The sequence below is a fragment of the Xanthomonas sp. BRIP62418 genome (assembly GCF_003993495.1).
In the GTDB taxonomy this organism is placed as follows: Bacteria; Pseudomonadota; Gammaproteobacteria; order Xanthomonadales; family Xanthomonadaceae; genus Xanthomonas; species Xanthomonas euroxanthea.
The window spans coordinates 18,161-40,820 of record NZ_QEZG01000054.1 but is presented as its reverse complement, the minus strand read 5'-3'; the positions used below and the strand labels follow the sequence as shown (position 1 = coordinate 40,820).

Annotated in this window: 14 protein-coding genes; 7 read left to right on the top strand and 7 right to left on the bottom strand. The window is 66.9% G+C overall.

Translation table 11 applies throughout. From position 1 onward, the window contains the following. Nucleotides 1-148: 148 nt before the first annotated feature. The 3 genes from uxaC to EO174_RS21090 are packed head-to-tail and all read right to left on the bottom strand — an operon-like array spanning nt 149 to nt 3,950. Nucleotides 149-1,570: a glucuronate isomerase gene (gene uxaC / locus EO174_RS21100; RefSeq protein ID WP_126947283.1), complete on the bottom strand. Its 1,422-nt coding sequence runs from the start codon at nt 1,568-1,570 to the stop codon at nt 149-151. A 51-nt stretch (nt 1,571-1,621) separates the two neighbouring features. After that, the gene (locus EO174_RS21095; RefSeq protein WP_126947280.1) at nt 1,622-2,614 is read right to left on the bottom strand and encodes an endo-1,4-beta-xylanase; all 993 of its coding nucleotides are present in this window, start codon (nt 2,612-2,614) and stop codon (nt 1,622-1,624) included. A gap of 10 nt (nt 2,615-2,624) precedes the next feature. Further along, the gene (locus tag EO174_RS21090) at nt 2,625-3,950 is read right to left on the bottom strand and encodes an MFS transporter (protein WP_126947277.1); all 1,326 of its coding nucleotides are present in this window, start codon (nt 3,948-3,950) and stop codon (nt 2,625-2,627) included. A gap of 466 nt (nt 3,951-4,416) precedes the next feature. Here EO174_RS21090 and EO174_RS21085 point away from each other — a divergent pair, with 466 nt between their 5' ends. The 4 genes from EO174_RS21085 (at nt 4,417) to EO174_RS21075 (ending at nt 11,033) form a co-directional block, all read left to right on the top strand. Further along, entirely contained in the window at nt 4,417-7,359 is a 2,943-nt protein-coding gene (locus EO174_RS21085; RefSeq protein WP_164740293.1) for a TonB-dependent receptor, read from the top strand. 241 nt (nt 7,360-7,600) lie between these two features. Beyond that, on the top strand, nt 7,601-9,088 hold the full coding sequence (locus EO174_RS23285; RefSeq protein WP_241240056.1) for an MFS transporter: 1,488 nt from the start codon (nt 7,601-7,603) through the stop codon (nt 9,086-9,088). Nucleotides 9,089-9,121: 33 nt separating this feature from the next. Next, the gene (locus EO174_RS23280) at nt 9,122-10,156 is read left to right on the top strand and encodes a glycoside hydrolase family 43 protein (protein WP_241240055.1); all 1,035 of its coding nucleotides are present in this window, start codon (nt 9,122-9,124) and stop codon (nt 10,154-10,156) included. Between the two features lie 343 nt (nt 10,157-10,499). Beyond that, the gene (locus tag EO174_RS21075) at nt 10,500-11,033 is read left to right on the top strand and encodes a lipocalin family protein (RefSeq protein WP_126947275.1); all 534 of its coding nucleotides are present in this window, start codon (nt 10,500-10,502) and stop codon (nt 11,031-11,033) included. 86 nt (nt 11,034-11,119) lie between these two features. On the opposite strand, the gene EO174_RS21070 is transcribed toward EO174_RS21075, so the two are convergent. Next, entirely contained in the window at nt 11,120-11,473 is a 354-nt protein-coding gene (locus tag EO174_RS21070) for a ribonuclease E inhibitor RraB (protein WP_126947273.1), read from the bottom strand. Nucleotides 11,474-12,205: 732 nt separating this feature from the next. On the opposite strand from EO174_RS21070, the gene EO174_RS21065 reads away from it, so the two are divergent. Further along, a complete protein-coding gene (locus EO174_RS21065; protein WP_164738977.1) occupies nt 12,206-12,409 on the top strand; it encodes a YdcH family protein in 204 nt (67 codons plus the stop codon). Nucleotides 12,410-12,803: 394 nt separating this feature from the next. On the opposite strand, the gene EO174_RS21060 is transcribed toward EO174_RS21065, so the two are convergent. From EO174_RS21060 to EO174_RS21050, 3 genes are all read right to left on the bottom strand, one after another. Then, a complete protein-coding gene (locus EO174_RS21060; RefSeq protein WP_126947271.1) occupies nt 12,804-13,784 on the bottom strand; it encodes a zinc-binding dehydrogenase in 981 nt (326 codons plus the stop codon). Between the two features lie 328 nt (nt 13,785-14,112). Then, a complete protein-coding gene (plsB, locus tag EO174_RS21055; RefSeq protein WP_115678152.1) occupies nt 14,113-16,782 on the bottom strand; it encodes a glycerol-3-phosphate 1-O-acyltransferase PlsB in 2,670 nt (889 codons plus the stop codon). Then, nucleotides 16,782-17,759, bottom strand: a complete 978-nt coding sequence (locus EO174_RS21050) for a hypothetical protein (RefSeq protein WP_164738978.1) — start codon at nt 17,757-17,759, stop codon at nt 16,782-16,784. Before EO174_RS21050 ends, plsB begins: the two co-directional genes overlap by 1 nt. Nucleotides 17,760-18,165: 406 nt before the next feature. Between EO174_RS21050 and EO174_RS21045 the strand changes: the two genes are divergently transcribed. Continuing rightward, the gene (locus tag EO174_RS21045) at nt 18,166-19,218 is read left to right on the top strand and encodes a LacI family DNA-binding transcriptional regulator (RefSeq protein ID WP_104649838.1); all 1,053 of its coding nucleotides are present in this window, start codon (nt 18,166-18,168) and stop codon (nt 19,216-19,218) included. 134 nt (nt 19,219-19,352) lie between these two features. Further along, nucleotides 19,353-22,382: a TonB-dependent receptor gene (locus EO174_RS21040; RefSeq protein ID WP_126947268.1), complete on the top strand. Its 3,030-nt coding sequence runs from the start codon at nt 19,353-19,355 to the stop codon at nt 22,380-22,382. Nucleotides 22,383-22,660: the final 278 nt, after the last annotated feature.

The window sequence follows — 22,660 nt, the reverse complement described above, 5'->3', positions numbered from 1 at the left end:
ACCTGCGCAGCGCCTCAAATCGCGCATCACCGGTGCCTGCCTGCCGGCACGCGTCATGGCGCGACACTCTTCTGCCGTCTATGCACGCACGGCATGTTCGCCCTTCGTGCACACGGGTGGGCATCGCTGCCTGCTGCCTCGCCCACCTTCACAGGTGGTAGGCCCGCTTGGGCAAGCGGTAGGCCAGATCGATCGCCACCTCGACCGCTTCATCCTCATCCAGGCGATGCTCGGCAACCAGCCTGGCGAGAAACGCGCTGTCCACGCGCCGCGCCACATCGTGGCGTGCCGGAATAGACAGGAAGGCGCGGGTGTCGTCGTTGAAACCCACGGTGTTGCAGAAGCCGGCGCTGGCCAGGGTCTGCTCGCGGAAGCGCCACATGCCCTCCGGCGCGTCATGGAACCACCAGGCTGGGCCCAGCAACAGCGACGGGTAATGCCCGGCCAGGGGCGCCAGCTCGCGGCTGTAGCTGGTCTCGTCCAGGGTAAACACGATCAGGTGCAGGCGCGGGTCGTTCCCGAACCGGTCCAGCAAGGGCTTGAGCGCATGCACGTAGTCGGTGCGCATCGGAATATCGGCGCCCTTGTCGCGCCCGAAGGTCTGGAACAGCTGCCGGTTGTGATTGCGGAAGCAGCCCGGATGCAGCTGCATCACCAGGCCATCGTCCAGGCTCATCGCCGCCATCTCGGTCAGCACCTGCGCGCGGAACAGCTCGGCCTGCGCCGGCGTGGCCGCACCGCGCACCACGGTGTCGAACAGGCGCTGCGCCTCGGCCGGCGACAGATCGGCGGTGGCCGCGCTGGGGTGGCCATGGTCGGTGGAGGTTGCGCCGTGTGCGGCAAAGAACGCGCGGCGCTGCCGATGCGCACGCAGATAGCCCTGCCAGCTCAGCACGTCCTCGCCGGTGAGCGCGCCAAACTGCTGCAGCGCGCCGGCAAACTGTTCGTGTTCGGGGTCGACCACCGGGTCCGGCCGGTACGCGGTGAGCACGCGTCCCGTCCAGCCGCTGGCGCGAATGGCCGCGTGGTGCTGCAGCGTGTCCAGCGGCGATTCGGTGGTGGCGATCACCTCGATGTTGAAACGCTCGAACAAGGCCCGCGGGCGAAACGCCGCTGTCTGCAAGGCGGCGGTGATGTGGTCGTAGTAATGATCGGCGGTGCCGGCATCCAGCCGGATGCGCAAATCGAACACGTCATGGAAGACATGGTTGAGCCACAACGCTGACGGCGTACCGCGCAGCAACGTGTAGTGCTCGGCGAACACGCGCCACGCCGCGCGCGGGTCCACCGCCGCGCGCGACCCGTCCGCCCGCGGGATGCCCAATGCGTCCAACGCGATGCCCTGGCTGTAGAGCATGCGGAACACATAATGGTCCGGCACCAGCAGCAACTCGGTGGCATTGGCGAATGGCGCATCGGTGGCGAACCATGCCGGGTCGGTATGGCCGTGCGGGCTGATGATCGGCAGCGCGGCGACCTGCGCATACAGGCGCCGTGCGATCGCGCGCGTGCCAGGGTCGGCGGGCAGCAGGCGGTCGTCGTGCAAGGTCAGGGGCGAGGGCGTGGACATGGAATCAGGGTATCCAGAGAGACGAAGAACGAAACCTGTCGGCCGCCCGCGTCATGGCGCGGACGTGCCGGGATGGCTGGCAACGTAATCGCGCAGCCAGGTCAGCGCAGGCCGTTCGGTGCCATCGGCACGGATCAGGTACGCCGCCTCCTTGTCGCGCCACAGGCCGGGGCGGAACCCCCACAGCGTGATGCCGCGCACCGCCGGGTGCTCCCAGAACACCGGGAAGACGCGCTGGTAGTCGGCCAGCTGCTGCGCATCGCTGGGGCCGTCCAGATCGAACTCGGTGATGTAGATCGGCAGGCCGGTCGCGGCCAATGTATCGAGATTGGCACGATGCACCGACATCGCCACGTTCGGGGTGGTTTCGAAGGCGTGCTCCTGCACGCCGATCGCATCGACCAGCTGCTCGCGCTGCAGCAGCTGCACGATCTGCAGGTACTTCTGCGTGGCCTGGGCGCTGTTGGTGATGCTGTAGTCGTTGATCATCAGCCGCGCACGCGGGAAGTGCTGGCGCGCCAGCCGGAACGACTGCAGCACCCATTCCCAGCCGCTGGCGCCGTTGCCGCCGAGTGCCTGCAGATAATTGCCGCCGCCGGTGTCGTCCTTGCTGGGCGGGTCGTTGAGCGGTTCGTTGACCACTTCCAGCAGGTCGATGTCCGGATACCGCTGCGCCACCGCAGCAAACCACTGCGCGATCTCGCGGCGTTGCTCGGCCGGCGGCAACGACTTGATCCACTCCGGCTGCTGGTTGCCCCACACCATCACATGCATCTGGAACGGCATGCCATTGGCCTTGGCAAAGCGGTAGGCCGTATGCAGCCCGCTCCAGTCCATCTGGTCGCGCACCGCTTCCACGCTGCCCCACTTGCCGCTGTTTTCGGGTGTGAGCTTGTTCCAGTACTGCGCGAATCCTGGCGCCTGTTGCGGGCTGTAGGCACTGCCCAGGAACTTGGGCGCGCCGGCGGCCAGCGGCGCGGCCTGCGCCAGGCTTGCGATGTTCGCTGCAAACAACACGCCGGCTGCCAGTGTGCGTAAGTGCATGATGCTCCCCTCAGGACGATGCGGTGGCGGCCGGTGAGGCCGCTGCCGGCAGCTGCGCCGGCTCCAGGCGTGGTACCAGCGCGTGCACCAACGCCAGCGCCAGCAGGTAGGCCGAGCCTGCCATCAGGAACACCGGCACATAACTGCCGGTGGCCTGCAGCAGGAACCCGATGAAGGTGGCGATCAGCATGCCACCGACCGCACCGGCAAAGCCGCCGATGCCGACCACCGTGGCCACCGCATGCCGCGGAAACATGTCCGAGGGCAGCGTGAACAGGTTGGCCGACCAGCCCTGGTGCGCGGCGGTGGCCAGGCCGATCAGGCCGACCGCCAGCCACAGATTGTCGGCACGTGCAGCGAACACGATCGGCACCACCGAGACGGCGCAGATCAGCATGGCGGTCTTGCGCGCGCGGTTGACGCTCCAGCCGCGCGCGATGAAGCGCCCGGCGACCCAGCCACCGGCGATGCTGCCGATGTCGGCCAGCACGAAGATCACGATCAACGGCGCGCCCAGTTGCAACAGGCTCAAACCGTATTCGGCATGCAGGAACTTGGGCAGCCAGAACAGGAAGAACCACCAGATCGGGTCGGTGATGAACTTGCCCAGCACGAACGCCCAGGCCTGCCGGTGCCGCAGCACCTGCAGCCACGACAGCCGCCGCTGCACCGGCTCGTGCGCATCGCTGCGGATATGCGCCAGCTCTGCCGCCGACAGGCCGGGCTGCTGCTCCGGCGGGTGATAACTGAGCCACCACACCAGCAGCCAGGTGGCGCTGAGCACGCCGGTGAACAGGAAGGCCGCCTGCCAGCCCCAGGCGGTGGCGATCAGCGGCACCAGCAACGGCGCGACGATGGCACCGATATTGGAGCCGGAATTGAAGATGCCGGTGGCCAGGGCGCGCTCGCGACGCGGGAACCACTCGGCCACCGTCTTCAACGCAGCGGGGAAGTTGCCGGACTCGCCCAGCCCCAGGAAGAAGCGCGCGATCGCAAAGCCCACCACGCTGGTGGCCAGCGCATGCCCCATCGCCGCCAGGCTCCAGATGCCGATCGCCAGCGCGTAGCCGACGCGCGTCCCGAAGCGGTCGATCACCGCACCGCTGCACAACAGGCCCAGCGCGTAGGCGGCCTGGAAGGCGGTGACGATATAGCCGTACTGGATCTCGTTCCAGCCGATCTGCGTCTGCAGAAACGGCGCCAGCACGCCCAGCACCTGGCGGTCGACATAGTTGATGGTGGTGGCGGCAAGCAGCAGTGCGCACACGCGCCACCGCATGCGGCCCAGGCGCGCCAGCGTGCCGGCGGGCGCTGCGGCGTGCGGCAACTGGCTCATGTGCCCGCGCGCCGCAGCGCTGCTGCGCGCAGCATGCGCGGGGCAATCGCGCAGCGACCACTGCTAGGCACTGCCGCATGCTCGGGGTAGCCCGGCCTCTGGCTGCCGCGTTCTTCGGTTCGATTCATCGAGCACTGCACCTGCACGAAGGTGGCCTTGCGCCACGGGTGATAGCGCTACCATTACCACGCCATCGGGCAAAAACCATCGCGCAGTGCAGCACGCCACAAGGTCATGCATGACGAATACGGGTTTGAGCAGCGCCACTGTCGCAGTCGCTGCGTTGCCCCCGCCGACTATGCTGCCCTGCAGCGTGATGTTCTGAATTTGGTAGCGCTACCATCCGGCGTCACTGATCGCCCGTTCTTCCCCACCGCACCATCGCCGCGCCGCGCATCGGCAGCGGCACTCCCTGCGCAGGGGCGATGCGTGGGACATCTGCTCACCTGTTAGGGAAGGGATTACGGTGAAGAACAGCTACGCACGAACCGCGTTGTCCTGCGCGTTGGGGTCCATCCTGCTGGGCATGGCCAGCACTGCCGCCTGGGCACAGTCCAGCGATGCCAGCAGCGCCGCGCCTGCCGCACAACCGCCACCGGCCACCGCTGCCGGCGGCGATGCGGTGACCCAGCTCGACACCGTCACCGTCTCCGGCTACCGACGCAGCATCCAGTTCTCCACCGATGCCAAGCGCGACTCGGTGGGCTTTGCCGACACCGTGTTTGCCGAGGACATCGGCAAGTTCCCGGACATGAATATCGCCGAGTCGCTCAACCGCATCCCCGGTGTGCAGCTCTCGCGCGACGTCAATGGCGAGGGCTTGAACATCGCCATCCGCGGCCTGGGCACCAGCTTCACCAAGACCACGCTCAACGGCGCCAGCATCGCCACCGCCTCGATCGGCCTGAACGCGCAGAACCAGAACCGCGAAGTCGATCTGAACCTGTTTCCCACCGAATTCTTCACCCAGCTCACCGTGAGCAAGACGCCCACCGCGAGCATGCTCGAAGGTGGCGTGTCCGGTGTGGTGGACATGCGCAGCGCGCGGCCGTTCGATCGCCCCGGCGTGCACTTCACCTACCAGGCCCAGGCCGACTGGAACAGCACCAGCGAAAAGACCACCCCGCGCGGCGCCTTCATGGGCAGCTGGACCAACGAGGCAGGCACCTTCGGCGCGCTGTTCGGCGTGGCCTCGGTGCGCAGCAAGCTGGGCGTGCGCGGCTTCGAAAGCGTGGGCTGGACCAACCCCGGCCTCACCTACACCCAGTGCGGCCTCACCCCGCCTGCGGGCACGCCGGCCACCAATCAGCCGGCCGCGTGCAACGTCAATGGTGGCGGCAACTGGCGCATCCCCGACCGCGTGCCGGCCACCGCCGGCAGCGGCCTGACCACCGGCGAGACCATCGATGCGGCCTGGCTGCTGGCGCGCAACCCCGGCCTGAGCATCGACCAGATCAGCGACGCACTGATTCCGCGGCTGGGCCGCAGCGTGTACATGAATGGCGATCGCGACCGCGATGCCTCGGTGATGTCGCTGGAATGGCGCCCCTCCGACAGCATGCATTTCTACCTGGATACGCTGTATTCGGAAGCCAAGCGCACCACCGAGCGCATCAGCATGAATCTGATCGGCCGCAACGGCAACATGATTCCGCTGGGCATGCAGCTGGACCAGAACAACGTGGTCACCAGCGCCACCTTCGCCAATGCGCAGTACTTCCTGGAAGCGCGCCCGTACCGCGAAGAGGTCAAGTTCTGGAGCGTCAACCCGGGTGCGGAACTGTTGTTCGGCGCGGACCAGGACATCAAGCTCAACGTGCAGGCCAATGCCACGCGCAGCTGGCTGGATCGTGAGTCGCCCAGCATCCTGGTCACCTCGCCGTTCACCACCGTCGACTACCGCAATGAAGGCGGCGACCGCCCGTCGATCAGCAGCCCGCTCGATCTCAACGACCCGAACCTGGGCTGGGGCTGGAACGGTGGCCGGGTCAATATCCAGAACGAGAAACGCGTGACCGAAACACGTGGCGGACGTGCCGACCTGCAATTCGGCGAAGACAAGCGCAACATCAAGATCGGCGCCGCCTACGACCAGGCCGAGCGCACCATTCGCGGCTTCGACAACAGCATCGCCTGGGAGCAGGTGGTCTGCCGCGGCGGCGGCGGCACCATCTGCAACGGCGGCCCCGGCTCGGCAATTCCGAATGCGGCCCTGGCCGGCTATCTGCGCCCCGGCCCGGACGGCTTCATCACCGCCGATTTCAACCGCTTCCTGGGCGACACCAACTACTACGCGCTACGCGATTCCGCCCCGGAAACCAACTCCGCCAACACCGGTGCCTCGGCCGGCGGCATCCGCGAAAAGAACTGGGGTTTCTACATCGAAACCAACGCCGAAACCGAGGTGTGGAACCGCACGCTGCGCTTCAACGCCGGCGTGCGCTACGTGGCCACCGACCAGACCATCACCGGCCCGGTCACCATCAACGGCATCCGCCGCATCCAGGTGCTGGATTCGGACTACAAGGAAACCCTGCCCTCGTTCAACGCCGCCTGGGACGTGGCAGACAACGTGGTGCTGCGCCTGTCCAGCTCGCGCACGCTCACCCGCCCCGATCCCAGCGCGATGCTGCCCAACACCAACTTCAGCGACCCCTCCGCGCAGACCGCAACCCAGGGCAATCCGAACCTGGCGCCGTATCTGTCCACCAACGTGGATTTCGGCGGCGAGTGGTACACCGGTGGCGAAGGCTATGTGGGCCTGACGCTGTTCAACAAGCGCATCAGCGGCTTCACCGTCAACGGCGTGCGGCGCATTCCCTTCAACGACCTGGGCGTGCCCTACGACAGCCTGCTGCCGATCCAGCAGGCCGGCCTGGACCAGCGCGGCGGCCCGAATGCGGCCACCGTGGATGTGCAGACCCAGGTCAACGCCGACGGCGTGCTCAACATCCGCGGCACCGAGGCAATCTGGGTGCAGCCGCTGGACAAGCTGGTCGACGGCATGGGCTTCAGCGTGAACTACACGCATGTCACCCAATCCTCCGAAGGCGAAGGCATTCCGGCAGTGGCGGTCGGCGTCGCACCCAACCTGTGGAACGGCACCGTGTACTGGGAAAAGGATGCCGCCTCGGTGCGCCTGTCCTACACCTGGAACGACGACATGGTGATCTCCGGCGCCAACCAGAACGGCATTCCGTATGCGCGCCTCAACGCCGATGCGCGTGGCCAGCTGGACCTGTCGGCCAGCTACGCACTGGACTGGTTGCCGTCCAAGCCGCAGCTCACCCTCAACGTCACCAACCTCACCGACGAACCGTTGCGCACCACCTACGCCTGGCCCAACGCCACCTACGATCTGTACGAGCCCGGCCGCACGGTCATGCTCGGCATCCGCGGCACGTTCTGAGCGTGGTCATCGACACGACCGCACAGAGGCCGGGCGGGTGTGGCCGACCCGTGGAGCGCGCGTGGCCTTGTTGCATGGCCCGCGCACCGCATGCCGCTGCCGCTGCCCTGGCGACGGCGCGCGCGGTTTTGCCGGACACTTCAGGCGCCATGCCTGCCGGCGCGATCCGTACCGATCGCGGTCGGCGGCATGGCGCGCGCCGCGGCGTTTCCCGCAGCACTCCTCGAGCCCGCCCCGCCTCATGAACGATCCGTCACAACAGCTCTCCCTGCGCGAAAAGATCGGCTACAGCCTGGGCGACCTGGCCGCCAACCTGATCTTCCAGACGCTGGTCACCTTCCTGGCGTTCTTCTACACCGATGTGTTCCGCATCCCGGCGGGTGTGGCCGCCACGCTGATCTTCGTGGTGGGCATGCTTGGCGCGTTCGTGTTCACGCCCATCATCGGCATCCTGGCCGACCGCACCCGCACGCGCTGGGGCAAGTTCCGCCCGTGGATCCTGTGGACGGCAGTGCCGTTCGGTGCGTTGTCGCTGGCTGCATTCAACACGCCCGCCCTCGGCGAGCAGGGCAAGATCGCCTACGCCTTCGCCACCTACACGCTGCTGATGCTGGTATACGTGGCCAACAACCTGCCCTATTCGGCATTGAGCGGCGTGCTCACCGGCAGCATGGAGCAGCGCAACAGCCTGTCGGCGTATCGCTTCCTGGCGGTGACCTTCGCGCAGTTCATCATCCAGGTGTTGCTGCTGCCGCTGGTGCTGATCCTGGGCAATGGCGACAAGGCGCAGGGCTTTCGCAACACCATGGCGCTGTTCGCCGCCGTCGGTACGCTGTGCTTCCTGATCACCTTCTTCACCACCCGCGAGCGGGTGCTGCCGATCAGCGAACAACGCAGCAGCGTGCGCCAGGACCTGGGCGATCTGGTCCGCAACAAGCCCTGGCTGGTGATGCTGGCGCTGACCATCCTGGTCTTCATCAATCTCGCCATGAAAGGCGGGATGTACATCTACTACTTCAAGTACTACCTCGATGCCGGCGCGCTGGCGCAGTTCCTCGACAATGCCGGCTTCAACCGCTTCATCGCTGCAATCAATAGCGTGCTCACCGGCGCCGGCATGAGCGCACTGCAATGGCCGCAGGACGCACCGACCTCGGCCTTCAGCGTGTTCAGCGCCGGCGGCATCCTGGCGATGATCGTGGGCATCGGCTTTTCCAAACGCCTGGCCGACCGCCACGGCAAGCGCAATGTGTTCGGCGGCGCGCTGCTGGTTTCCACGCTGTTTTTGCTGGCGTTCTATGTGTATCCGCCGGCGGCGATCGGCTGGGTGTTCGCCTCCTATGTGCTGCATGGCTTCTTCTACGGCATCACCATCCCGCTGCTGTGGGCGATGATCGCCGACGTGGCCGACTACTCGGAGTGGAAGAACCACCGCCGCGCCACCGCGATCATCTTCTCGGCGATGTTGTGCGGGCTGAAGATCGGCCTGAGCGTCGGAGGCGCCCTGGTCGCCGGCATCCTGGCCTTCTATGGCTACGACGCCGCCCTGCCGCTGCAAGGCGCTGCGGTGACGAGCGGCATTCGCCTGGCCATCAGCGTGTATGCGTCCGTCCCGTTCCTGCTCGGCACCGCGTTGCTGGCGCTGTACGAGATCGACAAGACGCTGGAAACCCGCATCGAACACGAGCTGGGCCTGCGCCGTCAGGCCGCACCACTCGCTTCGCCCTGACTCCCTCCTCCCACCTCATGCACAGGTACGCGCATGTCCGATGAACTGCACACCGCTGCACTGCAGGCGCTGGCGCGCACCGCCATTTCCGCACCGCTGGTCACCCACCTCTACACCGCCGACCCGTCCGCACACGTGTTCGACGGCGCGCTGTACATCTACCCCTCGCACGACATCGATGCCGGCGTTGCCTTCAGCGACGACGGCTCGCACTTCGACATGGCCGACTACCACGTGCTGCGCATGGCGCATCCGCACGCGCCGGTGGAAGACCTGGGGCAGGTGCTGCACGTGCGCGACGTGCCCTGGGCACAGCGCCAGATGTGGGCACCGGATGCCGCGCAGCGCGACGGCAAGACCTACCTGTATTTTCCCGCCAAACGTGCCGACGGCATCTTCCAGATCGGCGTGGCGGTCGGCGATGGCCCGCAAGGCCCGTTCGTCGCCGAGCCCGAACCCATCGCCGGCACCTACTCGATCGACCCGGCCGTCCTGGCCGACGACGACGGCGCGCACTACCTGTACTTCGGCGGCATCTGGGGCGGCCAGCTGCAGCACTACCGCGACAATGTCTACGCGCCGACCCATCAGGAACCTGACGACGCTGCGCCTGCGCTCGGCCCGCGCGTCGCCCGCCTGCGCGAGGACATGACGCAACTGGCAGAGCCCACCCGCGAGATCGTCATCCTCGACGAACACGGCGCCCCGCTCCGCGCCGGCGACCACACCCGCCGCTTCTTCGAAGGCCCCTGGGTGCATCGCCATGCGGGCCGCTATTACCTGTCCTACTCTACCGGCGACACCCACCTGATCTGCTACGCCACCAGCGAGTCCCCGTACGGGCCATTCGCCTACCAGGGCGTGCTGCTCGCACCGGTGATCGGCTGGACCACGCATCACTCCATCTGTGCGTTCGAAGGCCAGTGGTATCTGTTCTATCACGACGCTGTCTTGTCGGGCGGGCAAACGCATCTGCGCAGCATCAAGATGGCACCGTTGCAGCATGCTGCCGACGGAAGGATCGCGACGATTTATCCATATGGAGAAGACGCGGTGTCGCCCTGGTGAATGTCGTTGCGCTCCTGCTTCCCGGAACGTCCACCAGCGCGTCATGGCTCCACCGCCGGCACTGAACGACACGTCCTGTCACCGCGGTGCTTTCAAAGCACGTCGTGATCCTTACTGCGGCCGATCGTCGCCCCAGCGCTCAAGTCTTTGATCGAGCATCTCCTGGCATGCCCAACACGTTGGCCTGGCGCTTCAACGCGGCCATGACATGTTGGACGTTACCGTCGCCTCACTGGCACGGCAGGCCGGCGTGCGCCAGTGCGGAACTGCATCGCATGGGGTTGCATCCGCACGCATGGCACCTCCGTAGGGCATGTACGTGTTCTTTCAGGTGGAGATTGTCATGCGACATGGTTCGATGCTGTTGTTACTGACGCTCGCGGCCCACGGAAGTGCCAGCGGCGGTGAGTCGCGTTCCGCCTTGCCGCGCGCAGACAGCGTGGACGTGCCGCGCTTCATGGGCGACTGGTACGTGATCGCGCACATTCCCACCCGGCCCGAGCGCAAGGCCTACGATGCCGTCGAGCGCTATGCACTGCGCCCGGACGGCCGCATCCAGACCACGTTTACCTACCGCAAGGGAAGTTTCGAGGCACCGCTCAAGTCCATGCATCCGATCGGCCGGGTGGCGAAGGAGGGCAATGGCGCGCTGTGGAGCATGCAATTCTTCTGGCCGTTCAAGGCCGAGTACGTGATCGCCTGGCGCGATGCAGACTATTCGCAGACCATCGTGGCACGCAGCAAGCGCGATTACGTCTGGTATATGGCGCGCACGCCGCAGGTCTCCGAGGCCGACTATCAGCAGGCCGTCCAACGTATCGCCGCCATGGGCTACGACGTCTCGCAGCTGCGCCGCGTCCCGCAGTCGCAGCGCTGACGCGGTAAAGCGCCGCTGCGGAAAAAAAACTGCGACGCGCCCAGCGATGCAGTGACCGCATCGCAGGCGCTTACATGCCGTGCGCGTCAGACGTTCTTGTCATCCACGGAAAATTCCCACCCGTCATTCAAGCCACCCAGCGGCTTGGCTTCGGCTGCCAGCTCTTCCTCGAACGCCGAAATCGCCTTGTACGTTGGGATCATGGTCGGATACACCGTCACGTCCATCGGAAACGCCGTGTTGTCCGGGTAGTGGCAGCAACGCACCTTCTGCTCGAAGCGCAGCAGCGTCACCGAGAACTCCAGTGCCGACTCCTTCGTGGGAAAGACCACGGAGAACGCAATCTCGCGTGGCTTGGATAGATCCACCCCTCGCTGGGCGATGTGCCAGAGGGTGTCGCCGTTGTCGTCGTTGGGATACAGGTCCGGATGTCGTTGCATAGGGGTTTGGATTTTGGCAGCCAATTGGCCGAGGAGGAATTCTAGCGCCTGGCTCTTACCAGGTATTCATACGCGACGTAGCAATGGCGCCGCCAGCGGCACTGGAAAGCAGGTACTCAGGCAGAGCAGGAGGCTCGCTGAGCAGCGCGGTTATCGCAGGTAGGGCGGAGGCAGCAAGACCCGTCGTCTGGCCGCCGGCTTCAGCACCCGAATCCAATCAGACACGCGACTGGAGTCGCGTGGTGACCATGCAACCGCATGCAGGGTGGGCGCCATCCAGAGCAACCGACTGAGCATCAATGCTGATCACAGGTCACTTCAGACAATGGTGAAAACTCCATAGTGGTTGGGGCATGTCCTCCGGTCGCCACTGCTTGTGAGGTCTCTGACCACGCTCCACATCGTGTGGCATGACATCATCCTGCCTTGTTACCAGACCTTTCATCAGCTTGTGGCCAATAGGCGCACCACTGCCTTATCCACAAGGTCGAAATTGTCAGACATTGCGTTGTCGGCAGCGCTGGCCAGGTTGGCGGCGGTGAGCAGGCTCAGGGCCGGCAGGGAAGACCGCAGGCGCATCGTAAGACCCTTTCTCGACGGCCGTGGCCGCGCGGCAATGAGGGGGTCGGGTGCGCCGCCCGCTTCCCCGGCGGCGCGCCGGCGTTGTCGCAGCCTCAAGCGGCCTGGCAAGCAGGTGACGCGACCGGGCCGCGGTTGTGTATGCTCGGAGCCGTGGAAACCCTCTCACCCGCCGAGATCGCCGAGCAGATCGCCGAGTTGCGACGCGCCCACCGCGCGTTGGACGAGGAGATCCAGCGCGTGCCCGCGAACCTGGAGGACGAGCTGCAGATGAAGCGCCTGAAGAAGCGCAAGCTGCATCTCAAGGACTGCATCACGCGGCTGGAGATGGAGCTGGTGCCTGACGAGCCGGCGTGAGGCCATGCCTGCAGTTGGGTTCGCTTGTCGACACCCGCGCGCTGATCGCGGCGTCTGCCCGCTCTTGGGGCCAATTCCCCTGCGTAGGAGCGCACCTGGGCGCGATGAGGCGTCCCCCTGGAAGGCCCGTCGCGCTCAGGCGTACTTCTACGGTGCCTGTAGGCAGATTGGCTGGCGGGGCTGCGAATGCGCGACATGTGATTCGCGATGGGGACGCGGCGTGGAGCAAGCGCGGCCGTGGCGTGGCGTTGCGCGCACGTAACCGCCTGACTGCGAGTCCGCAGACGTTGACCAACTGTCGCTGCGTTTCCCGCATGCGCCCTTGGGACACCTCCCCCCGCCAGCGGGAGAAGGAAGCGCCAAGGCGAGACAATCAGACTCCTGCGTGCAGCGCTCAGCCTGCGCGCAGCAGGATCTTGCCGCGGCGGCCCGGCTCGGCGCTGGCGGCTGCCGCTTTGGCGGCGTCTTCCAGGTCGAACACCGCTTCCACCGGCAGGGCCAGGCTGCCATCGACGGCGGCCTTGAGCAGTTCGCCGATCATGCGGCGCTTGTCCTCGGGCTTGGTGGCGGCCATGACCTTGCTGCCCCAGAAGCCGCGCACGCTGGCCTGCTTGAAGATCACATCGCCGGTGGGAATCTGCAACGGCTCGCCGGTCATCGAGCCGAACGAGACCAGCTCGCCGCCTTCGGCCAGCAGCCCCATCAGCTCGCCGGCCGCGCTGCCGGCGACCGAGTCGATCGCGCGCACGATGGGTGCGTCGCCGGCCAGCGCGCGCGCGGTGTCCTGCCAGCCTTCCTGCGCGGTGGAGACTGCATTGCCAATGCCCAGCGCCTGCAACTCGTCCACGCCGGCATCGCGGCGCACCAGGTTGATCACGTTGATGCCGCGTACGGCGGCGAGCATAGCCACGGTCTTGCCGACCGCGCCGTTGGCGGTGTTCTGCACGATCCAGTCGCCTTTTTCGACCTGCAGGAATTCGATCAGCATCAAGGCGCTCAGCGGCATGGCGATCAGCTGGCAGCCGCGGTCGTCGTCGAGCGCGTCGGGCAGCGGCACCACGCCGGACGCGTCGGCGAGGAAGTACTCCGCCCAGCTTTCGTGCACGCCGGCGGCGACAACGCGCTGGCCGATCTGCAGGCCGTCGACACCGTCGCCGAGTGCGTCGATCACACCGGCCGCTTCGCTGCCGCCGATGGCGGGCAGCTCGGGCTTGTAGCCGTAATTGCCGCGCACCGTCCACAGGTCGTGGTTGTGGATCGGCGAGCGACGCATGGCGATGCGCACCTGGCCCTTGCCGGGTTGCGGGGTGGGCCGCTGGCCGAGTTCGAGCACCTTGGCAGGGTCGCCGAATTGGGTGTGGATGGCTGCGCGCATGGAATCTCCTGCCGGGCACGCCAGTGGTCCAACGCACCCGATCGTGATGAAAGGTGGCGCGATGCTATCGGCACGGCCGCAAGCGGAGGATGAAACGGGCGGAACTGTTGTGTGAAGTTGCGGGCGTCAGTAGAGGACGCCAGAAGTGACTCTGGTCTGCTGCAGCGCCGGGGGGTTGCGTGCTGACTGCCCTCATCCACCCTTCGGGCACCTTCTCCCGGAGGGAGAAGGAAGGCGTCGTGCGCACCTGCGCTTCCTTTCCTTGCCGGTGCGCTACCGTTGCCCGCATCACCCCCCGCAGGGGGGCGCTGGCGTTTGTAGCGCCGCCTTACTCGGCCGGCGGCAGCACCACATCCGGCTTGACCGCTTCGGGGCTGACCCGCTCGATGGTGTGGCGCAGTTCGCGGCCGAGAATGAACTTGGCATCCTTGGCCCAGGCATCCAGGCGCTCGTCGAACAGCAGCTTGCTGTTCTCGTCCGGCCACACCAGGCGCAGCTCGCGCAGTTTCTGGATGAAGCTGCGGAACAGGGTCTTGTCGAAGAACTCCGGGGCGGCCGGGGCGTACAACAGGCTCAGGCGTTGCGCGGCCTGCTGGCACAGGCTTTCCAGTTCGCCGGCGCCGAGTACGCCGGGGCCGTTCTTCACCAGCACCGAAATGGCGATGTAATAGCGCTCGAAGGCCTGCTGCAGCGAATGGCCGATCGCCCGCAGGCGGAACACTTCATCGGTCTGCCCGGTGTTGCGCGCCAGGATGCCGCCATCGTCGTCGGTGACGTTGAGCAGCAGGCCCTCGCGCACGAACATGTCGATGGTCTGCTCGATGCGCTCGGCAAAGCGGTCCTCGCTCCACGGCAGGAACAACTCGGCCTGCAGGAACGGGTACACCGTGCGGCCCAGGCGGATCAGGCCGGCGCGGCTCATGCGGCGGTTGTTCTGGAAGCAGCAGGCCACCCACGAGGACGCGGTGAACAGGTGCAGCACGTTGTTGCGGAAGTAGCTCAGCAGCACCGCGGTGTCGCCGCTGACGCTCAGCACATCGCCCAGCGGATGCGACACGCGCGTGAGCACGTTGATCTCTTCGGCGTGGGTGATGATGCGCGCCGGGGTGTGCGGGGTGACGGTGACGCGGTCCGAATACGGCATTTCCGCCAGCAGCTTCTTGCACAACTCGATCTGCGCGATCAGGTCGGCCTCGCCCATCGCATGCTTGGGCGTGGACAGCAGCGCCAGCGCCAGCAGGTTGATCGGATTGACGTCGGCGGCGCAGTTGATGCGGGTCTGGATCTGGGTGGACAGCGTGTCCACCGCCGGTGCCAGCCAGGTGGGTTTTTCGTCGTCGGGCAGCGGTTGGCCGTCCCAATCGGGCGCGTGCCTGGCCAGCACGTCGTTGAGCGCGATCGGCTCGCCGAAGTTCACCACCACCTGGCCGTAGTTCTGCTTGAGCACCTTGGGGATGGACCACAGCAGGCCCCAGATGGATTCCTTCTCCTTCGGCCGGCCGGTGAGCTCGTCCAGGTAGCTGTTGCCTTCCATCAGCTTCTCGTAGCCGATGTAGACCGGCTGGAACAGCACCGGCTTGCGCGGCTGGCGCAGGTAGGCACGCAAGGTCATCGCGATCATGCCGCCCTTGGGCTGCAGCAGGCGCCCGGTGCGCGAGCGCCCGCCTTCGACGAAGTATTCGATCGAATAGCCGCCGGCCACCAGCTGGGCGACGTATTCGCTCAGCACCGCCGAATACAGCGCGTTGCCCTTGATGGAGCGGCGGATGAAGAACGCCCCGCCCTTGCGCAGCAGCGTGCCCACCACCGGCAGGTTGAGGTTGATGCCGGCCACGATGTGCGGCGGCACGATGCCGCGTTCGTACAGCAGGTAGCTCAGCAGCAGGTAATCCATGTGGCTGCGGTGGCTGGGCACGTAGACCACTTCGTGCCCGGGCGCGGCCTGCTTGAGCTTGTCCAGGTGGTGCACCAGCACGCCGGCGTAGATGCGGTTCCACACGTGGGTGAGCAGGAAGCTGGCCGAGCGCACCACCGGGCTGGAATAGTCGGCGGCGATTTCCCAGGCGTAGGCGTGCGCCTTGCGCCAGGCATCGACCGGCTTGGAGTTGTCGCGCTTGGCCTGGGTGGCGATGGCCTCGCGCACCGAGTCGGCGGCCAGCACCTGGTCCACCAGCAGGCGGCGGGTGGACAGGTCCGGCCCGATCACCGCCTCGCGGATGCGCCGGAAGTGGGTGCGCAACACGCGCTGCAGCTTGCGCAGGGTGCGCTCGGGCGGCAGGCCCTCGGCCATGGTCTGGCGCAGCGAGATCGGCGGGGCGAAGCGCACGATGGTGGTGCGGCCGTTGAGCAGCACCGCCAGCAGGCGCCGGAAGCGGCCGACCAGCGCCCAGTTTTCCGAGAACAGCACCGCGAACCAGCCGCTCTGCTTGTCCGGCGCGCGGCCGACGAAGATCGACACCGGCACCAGGTGCACGTCCAGGTCGGCACGCACGCGGTGCGCCTGCAGCAGCTTGGCCAGCGAATCGGAATGGGTCTTGCCGCCGCGCTGCTCGGGGATCAGCGAGTTGCTGCTGCTGCGCCGCGACAGCGCCAGGTAGGCGCGCTTGCGCTGCAGCGGGTCGCCCGGCAGCGGCACCAGCGGCGAGGGCAGCCCCGCTTCGCGGCAGGCCTTGTCCAGGATCAGCGCGCTGGACAGGCCGTAGTCCTCCAGCACATAGACCACTGGCGTGCCGTCGTCGTAGCGGCTGGGTTGGTCCGGTTCGATGGTCAGGCTCAGCCAGGGGTCGGCGAGCCGGCCGAGCAGGCGCGCCCACCACGGGCGCTTGGCGTTGCGGGCGGCGGCGACGGCAGGCGCGATCGACGGCGCAACCTCCGGCGGAACCGGTGTGGCGGTCGGCAATGCGGCGGCCGTGGCGCCGAGATCGGCGGCGGCAGCGCTGGGCGGGGCGGGCTGGCCGTCCGGGAACGGCAGGGGATTCTGGTCTGGCATCACGGTCATTATCGCCCAGCCGGGCGCTGCCCGGTGGCGGCGGGCGTGGCGGGCGCGGCCGCCGGGGTGTCAGGCGTTGCCGCGGCATCGGGTACGGGCGTGGCCGGCGGCGCGGCGTCGAGCAGTGCCTGGACCTCGTCCTGGGTCTGCTGCTGGTACCAGTGGCCGTCGCGCTTGATCAGGGCGATGCTCAGGTCGATGTCGTGCGCGGCCAGCGGATAGCGCAGCCGCACCTGGGCGCGGTCGCCGTCCTGGCTGATCAGGCCGGTGCGCAGCGCATCCAGGCTGCCGTCCAGCGACAGGCCGTAACGCTCCAGCACCTGCTTGGCCGCGGCCCAGAACGGCCCGAGCCGGCGCAGGCTCTCTTCCATCCCCAAGCGCTGCAGATCGGCGTCCGAGCCGATGCCGGTGGCACGGGCGGCGGTCACCAGGTCGGTGATGCTGGCCTTGGCGCGCGCGCGATCGGCCAGCGGCGCGGTGGCGGCCCAGGCGCTCAGGGCATCGACCAGCTGCACGTAGTGGGCGCGTTGCTCGGGCTGGTAGTCGCTGCGGCTGCGCAGGTATTGCACGCCGAACTGGCCCAGCGACTGCGCGGCCTGGCGGATGCCCTGCGCCTGGCCGGCCAGCTGCGCATCGAAGGCCTGCTGCAGCTGGCGCTCGGCGCCGGGCGCCGACAAGGTCCCGAGCAGGCTGCCGACCTCGTTGGGCAACGGCAGCTCGGTCAGCGGCCAACGGCTGGCCCCGCTGCGCCAGGCCGCTTCCAGCCGGGTGTATTGCGCAGGGGTGACCCGGATCCGCGCATAGGCGACCAGGTCGTTGCGCCGCAGTGGCAGGGTCATCGACTGCATCGCCGCAGCCGGCTCGGCGCTGGCGCCCGGCAATGCGGCGGTCTTGTCCGTACGCTGGCAGCTGCTGACGCACAGCGCTGCCAGCAGCACCCACGCGATGGACTGGAACCGGCCGGCGCGGACGGTGGATGGCGACATGCGCACGCTGTTCCCCCTGATCGATCGGCGCATCTTGCTGGCTGAACGCACTGGCGGCAAGGCGCGCGACAACCGTGCGCCCGGGTACGGTACCAAACGTTAGGTTTTCGTAGTTCCACGCATGATGTCGTCCGGTGTCCGACATTGACTGCTGTTGTCCCTTGCGGACAAACTTGTCCAGGCGATGTCGCCAAGCCCTTGTGCCACGTGCATTTGGCGCAATGGTGCAGCGCATCATGTAAGCGCTTGCAGTTCCTGCTAGCGTGCGCGCCATCTCGCTCTGAGGTCGCCATCGGTTGGGGCCGATGTCATTCATGTGCATGTGTGACACGAACGTTCTGCGCCAGCGGACCGCGCGCCCCTACCCGGCGCGCGCCGGCAACCGCGTTGTCCTGGAGGTTTTGCCATGAGTCGGCCACGCTCCGAAGGCGGCAGCGTCACCATCAAGGACGTCGCGCGCGAAGCGCAGGTGTCGGTGGCAACGGTCTCGCGCACCATGAACGGGCATCAGCACGTGGCCGAATCGGTGCGCGAACGCGTGCTGCAGGTGGCCCGTGCGCTGCATTACATCCCGCATCACGCCGCGCGCAGCCTCAGCAGCCGGCGCACCCACACCATCGGGGTGGTGCTGCCGGACCTGCATGGCGAATTCTTTTCCGAATTGATCCGCGGCATCGACCAGGTGGCGCGCGAGCAGGGCTACCACCTGCTGGTGTCCAGCTCGCACGGCGACCCGCAGGCGCAGCGCAAGGCGCTGGAACGCCTGCCCGGGCGCGTGGACGGGGTGGTGGTGATGTCGCCCTCGCTGGGCGACTCCGGCGTGCACGAGGATGCCCTGCCCGGCGGCCTGCCTGCGGTGCTGCTCAACTGCGCCGGCACCGCCAGCCAGCGCCCGGTGCTCAACGTGGACAACTACGGCGGCGCGCGGATGATGACGCGGCATCTGCGCGACAGCGGCCACCGCCGCATCGCCTTCATCGCCGGGCCGGCCGACAACTTCGATGCGCACGAGCGTCTGCGCGGCTACCGCGACGAGCTGGCGCTGGATGCCGACGCGCAGCCGTGGGTGCTGCCGGGCAACTTCGACGAAGAGTCCGGCTACCGCGCCGGCCAGACGCTGGCGCAGGACACCCGCCCGGATGCGGTGTTCGCGGCCAACGACATGATGGCGCTGGGCTGCCTGTTCGCGCTCGGCCATGCCGGGCTGAAGGTGCCGCAGGACATCGCGCTGGCCGGCTTCGACGACGTGCCGATGGCGCGCTACGTGCTGCCGGCACTGACCACCATGCGGGTGGATATCGCCGGGCTGGGCGCACGCGCATTGCAGTTGCTGCTGGGCCAGCAACTGGCCGATGCGCCTGCACCGCCCGCCGACGCCGCACCGCCGGCGTTCTCGGAGATGGTGCCCGAACTGATCGTGCGCGCATCCAGCGCGCCGCGTGCGGCGCCTCCCACCTGAGACGCGCCACCGCGCCTTGCCGAACGTGTGTTGCTTGCAGTCCCTGCCGTTGTTGCCAGCTGTCCCGCTTTACGCCGTACCGACGCGCCAGCCACTTCGCTGGTTCGCGCTTTACCCCTGGGAGGGGGAAAGTCATGAAGCATTACCGCACTGTCTCCACCCTGCCGGCGCGCAGCCTGTTGTGCTGCGCCCTTGCCGCCTCGTTGCTGGCCAGCACTCCGGCCATGGCCCAGTCCAGCAACGCCACCTTGCGCGGCCAGGTCGCTTCGGCGCAGGCCGGCACCACCGTGACCGCGACCAATGTCGCCAGCGGCGCCGTCCGGCGCGTGCCCACCGGCGCCGACGGCAGCTACGCGCTGGTCGGCCTGCCCCCGGGCACCTACAAGGTGGACGCCGGCCCCGGCAGCGAACAGACCGTGACCCTGTCGGTGGCCTCGTCGGTCACCTTGAACCTGGGCGGCGGCGCGGCGGCGGCGCCTGCCGGCGATGCCACCACGCTGGATGCGGTGCAGGTCACCGCCACCACGCTGCAGGAGGTCAAGACGTCCGAAGTGGGCACCAACGTGTCGCTGAAGCAGATCAGCACCGTGCCGCAGCTGACGCGCAACTTCCTGGAGTTCGCCGACACCGTGCCGGGCATGCAGTTCGAGACCAACTCCAACGGCAATAGCCAGATCCGCGGCGGCGCGCAGGGCAGCTCGGCGGTGAACGTCTACATCGACGGCGTCGGCCAGAAGAGCTACCTGTTCGGCGGTGTGTCCGGGCAGGAGCAGAGCGCGGGCAATCCGTTCCCGCAGCTGGCCATCGGCGAGTACAAGGTCATCACCTCCAACTACAAGGCCGAGTTCGACCAGGTCGGTTCGGCGGCGATCGTGGCCTCGACCAAGTCCGGCGGCAACGAATTCCACGGCGAGATCTTCGGGCGCACCAGCAACACCGATTTCCGCGCGCGCCAGCCCGACGAGCGCGCCGGCGCGCCCAACGCCGACGGCAGCAAGCGCAAGACCCACCAGGACGAATATGGCTTCGCGCTGAGCGGGCCGATCGTGCAGGACAAGGCGCACTTCTTCTTCAGCTACGAAGGCAAGGGCTTCGAGGTCTCGGCCGATCCGGTGGCCGTACCCGACCGCTTCAGCGCGCTCAGCGACGACCTGCCGGCCGGCGTGCAGGGCCGGCTGGGCTCGGTGACCCGCCCGTTCAACGAAGACCTGTACTTCGGCAAGGTCGACTGGGACATCGGCGAAAACGACCGTCTGGAACTCACCGGCAAGTATCGCGACGAGGAAAGCCGCGACAGCGTTGGCGGCCAGACCACCGCGATCGCCTCCAAGATCAACCTCAATACCGAAAAACGCTTCGACCTGCGCTGGCAGCATTACGGCGAGCGCTACGTCAACGAAGCGCGTGTGTCCTACGAGGACGTGCTGTTCAATCCCACCGCCTATACCTTGGGCAGCCAGACCGTGTACACGCGCGGCATCGCCGAAGACGACGTGCTGCTCAACGACGGCGCCACCAGCGGCCTGGCGATCCAGCGCAAGGGCCAGAAGGGTCCCAGCTTCCAGAACGACCTGACCTTCAACAACCTCGAGTGGCACGGCAACCACGTCATCAAGATGGGCGTGAAGTACAAGGAAGTGGAGCTGACCCAGAGCGAGAACTCGGCAGCCAATCCGTCGTTCTATTACGCAGTGGACGATGGCGTCGGCACCTCGGCCGTTCCCTACCAGGTGCGCTTCAACCTGCCGTTCGCCGGCGCCGCACCGTCGGTGACCACCACCAGCAAGCAGCTGGGCCTGTACATCCAGGACGATTGGGACGTCAACGACAAGCTGCAGTTGAACCTCGGCGTGCGCTGGGATGGCGAAAAGATCCCCTCGTACCTGGACAACGTGACCCCGCCGGAAGTGGTAGCGGCCTTGAACGGCCCCGGCACTGATCCGGCGGTGAGCGCCACCTACGCCGAGCAGCTGGCCAAGGGCGGGGTGAATATCAACGACTACATCAGCAACGGCCGCAATCGCAAGCAGGACAACAACAACTTCGCACCGCGCCTGGGCTTTTCCTACGACTTCCGCGGCGACGAGTCGCTGGTGCTGTTCGGCGGTGCCGGCCGCAGCTACGACCGCAACCTGTTCGACGTGATGGGCCTGGAGCAGATCAAATCCGCGCTGGCGCAGTACACGATCCGCTTTGCCGGACCCACCGACTGCGTCCCGGCGCCGGGCACCTGCACCGCGTTCGATCCGGCGTATGTGAGCAACCCCGACAGCCTGGGCAACCTGGTCGATGCGCGCGTGCGCAACGGCGAGATCAACCTGCTCAACAACGATCTGAAGACGCCGTACGCGGACCAGTATTCATTGGGCCTGCGTACCCAGCTGGGCGAGTGGAACACCTCCGCCACGCTGTCCTATATCCACAGCAAGGACGGCTTCATCTTCACCCTGGGCAACCGCTATGCCAACGGGGATTTCTTCCAAAACGGCGCCCAGGCGTTCGAGCAGCGGCCCCAGGGCTTCGGCAACCTGATCATCGGCAACAACGGCGTGGAGACCAAGACCGGCCAGCTGCTGCTGTCGGCGGACAAGGCCTATACGCAGGAAAGCGGCTGGGGCCTGACCGCGGCGTATACCTTTTCGCGTGCACGCGGCAATCGCGGCAACGACGATCGCTACGGCTTCGATGCGGCCACCATCGCCGACTACCCGTTCCTGGACCTCAATGCAGTACCGCGCCACCGCCTGGTACTGACCGGCATCTACGACCTGTTCTGGGGCATCAGCGGCTCGGCCAAGCTGACCCTGGCCACGGTGCCGCCACGCAACGAGGCGATCTCCTACGACCAGTACGGCGGCCCCAGTTCGGACAATATCCGCGTGGTGTCGGTGGATGCGCCCGGCGGCAAGTTCATCGCCGGCGGCGACATCTTCGGCACCCGCCAGCTGGACCTGTCGTTGTCCAAGGACATGCATATCACCGACGCGGTCACCGTGCAGGTGCGCGGCGACCTGATCAATGCGCTGAACTTCCGCAACTACGATCAGTACAGCATCGACTGGGGCAGTGCCGGCGTGTACGACCCGCGCGTGCGCATCAACCAGTACGGCGCGATGTCCACCCCGCCACGGACCTTGTTCATGAGCGCACGCATCATCTGGTAACGGCGGCGTTGGCGGCATCCGGCGTCCCGGCGCCGGTGCCACCCCCGCTGCCTAAGCTGCATCGGCCCCACGGCAATGGGGAGGGGCCGCCTGCAGGCTTGTTGCATCGTCCCGATTGCGGTGTGTTGCTGTGGCGCTGCGCGCGATGCTGCAGCCAGCACGCTCCCATTGGCGATTCGTTTTTTGTTGTGTTTGCCGTCCCTGCTGTCTGTTGCCGCTGTACCCGTTCCATCCACACCAAGCACCAACCTCGACGCGCCAGTCACTTCACTGGTTCG

Bases quoted from the DNA above. Each gene is read 5' to 3' on its own strand.
- plsB (WP_115678152.1), bottom strand. From the start codon at position 16,782: ATGACCGTGATGCCAGACCAGAATCCCCTGCCGTTCCCGGACGGCCAG.
- EO174_RS21060 (WP_126947271.1), bottom strand. From the start codon at position 13,784: ATGCGCGCAGCCATCCACACCCAATTCGGCGACCCTGCCAAGGTGCTC.
- EO174_RS21075 (WP_126947275.1), top strand. From the start codon at position 10,500: ATGCGACATGGTTCGATGCTGTTGTTACTGACGCTCGCGGCCCACGGA.
- EO174_RS23280 (WP_241240055.1), top strand. From the start codon at position 9,122: ATGTCCGATGAACTGCACACCGCTGCACTGCAGGCGCTGGCGCGCACC.
- EO174_RS21095 (WP_126947280.1), bottom strand. From the start codon at position 2,614: ATGCACTTACGCACACTGGCAGCCGGCGTGTTGTTTGCAGCGAACATC.
- uxaC (WP_126947283.1), bottom strand. From the start codon at position 1,570: ATGTCCACGCCCTCGCCCCTGACCTTGCACGACGACCGCCTGCTGCCC.
- EO174_RS21050 (WP_164738978.1), bottom strand. From the start codon at position 17,759: ATGTCGCCATCCACCGTCCGCGCCGGCCGGTTCCAGTCCATCGCGTGG.
- EO174_RS21040 (WP_126947268.1), top strand. From the start codon at position 19,353: ATGAAGCATTACCGCACTGTCTCCACCCTGCCGGCGCGCAGCCTGTTG.
- EO174_RS21045 (WP_104649838.1), top strand. From the start codon at position 18,166: ATGAGTCGGCCACGCTCCGAAGGCGGCAGCGTCACCATCAAGGACGTC.
- EO174_RS21070 (WP_126947273.1), bottom strand. From the start codon at position 11,473: ATGCAACGACATCCGGACCTGTATCCCAACGACGACAACGGCGACACC.
- EO174_RS23285 (WP_241240056.1), top strand. From the start codon at position 7,601: ATGAACGATCCGTCACAACAGCTCTCCCTGCGCGAAAAGATCGGCTAC.
- EO174_RS21090 (WP_126947277.1), bottom strand. From the start codon at position 3,950: ATGAGCCAGTTGCCGCACGCCGCAGCGCCCGCCGGCACGCTGGCGCGC.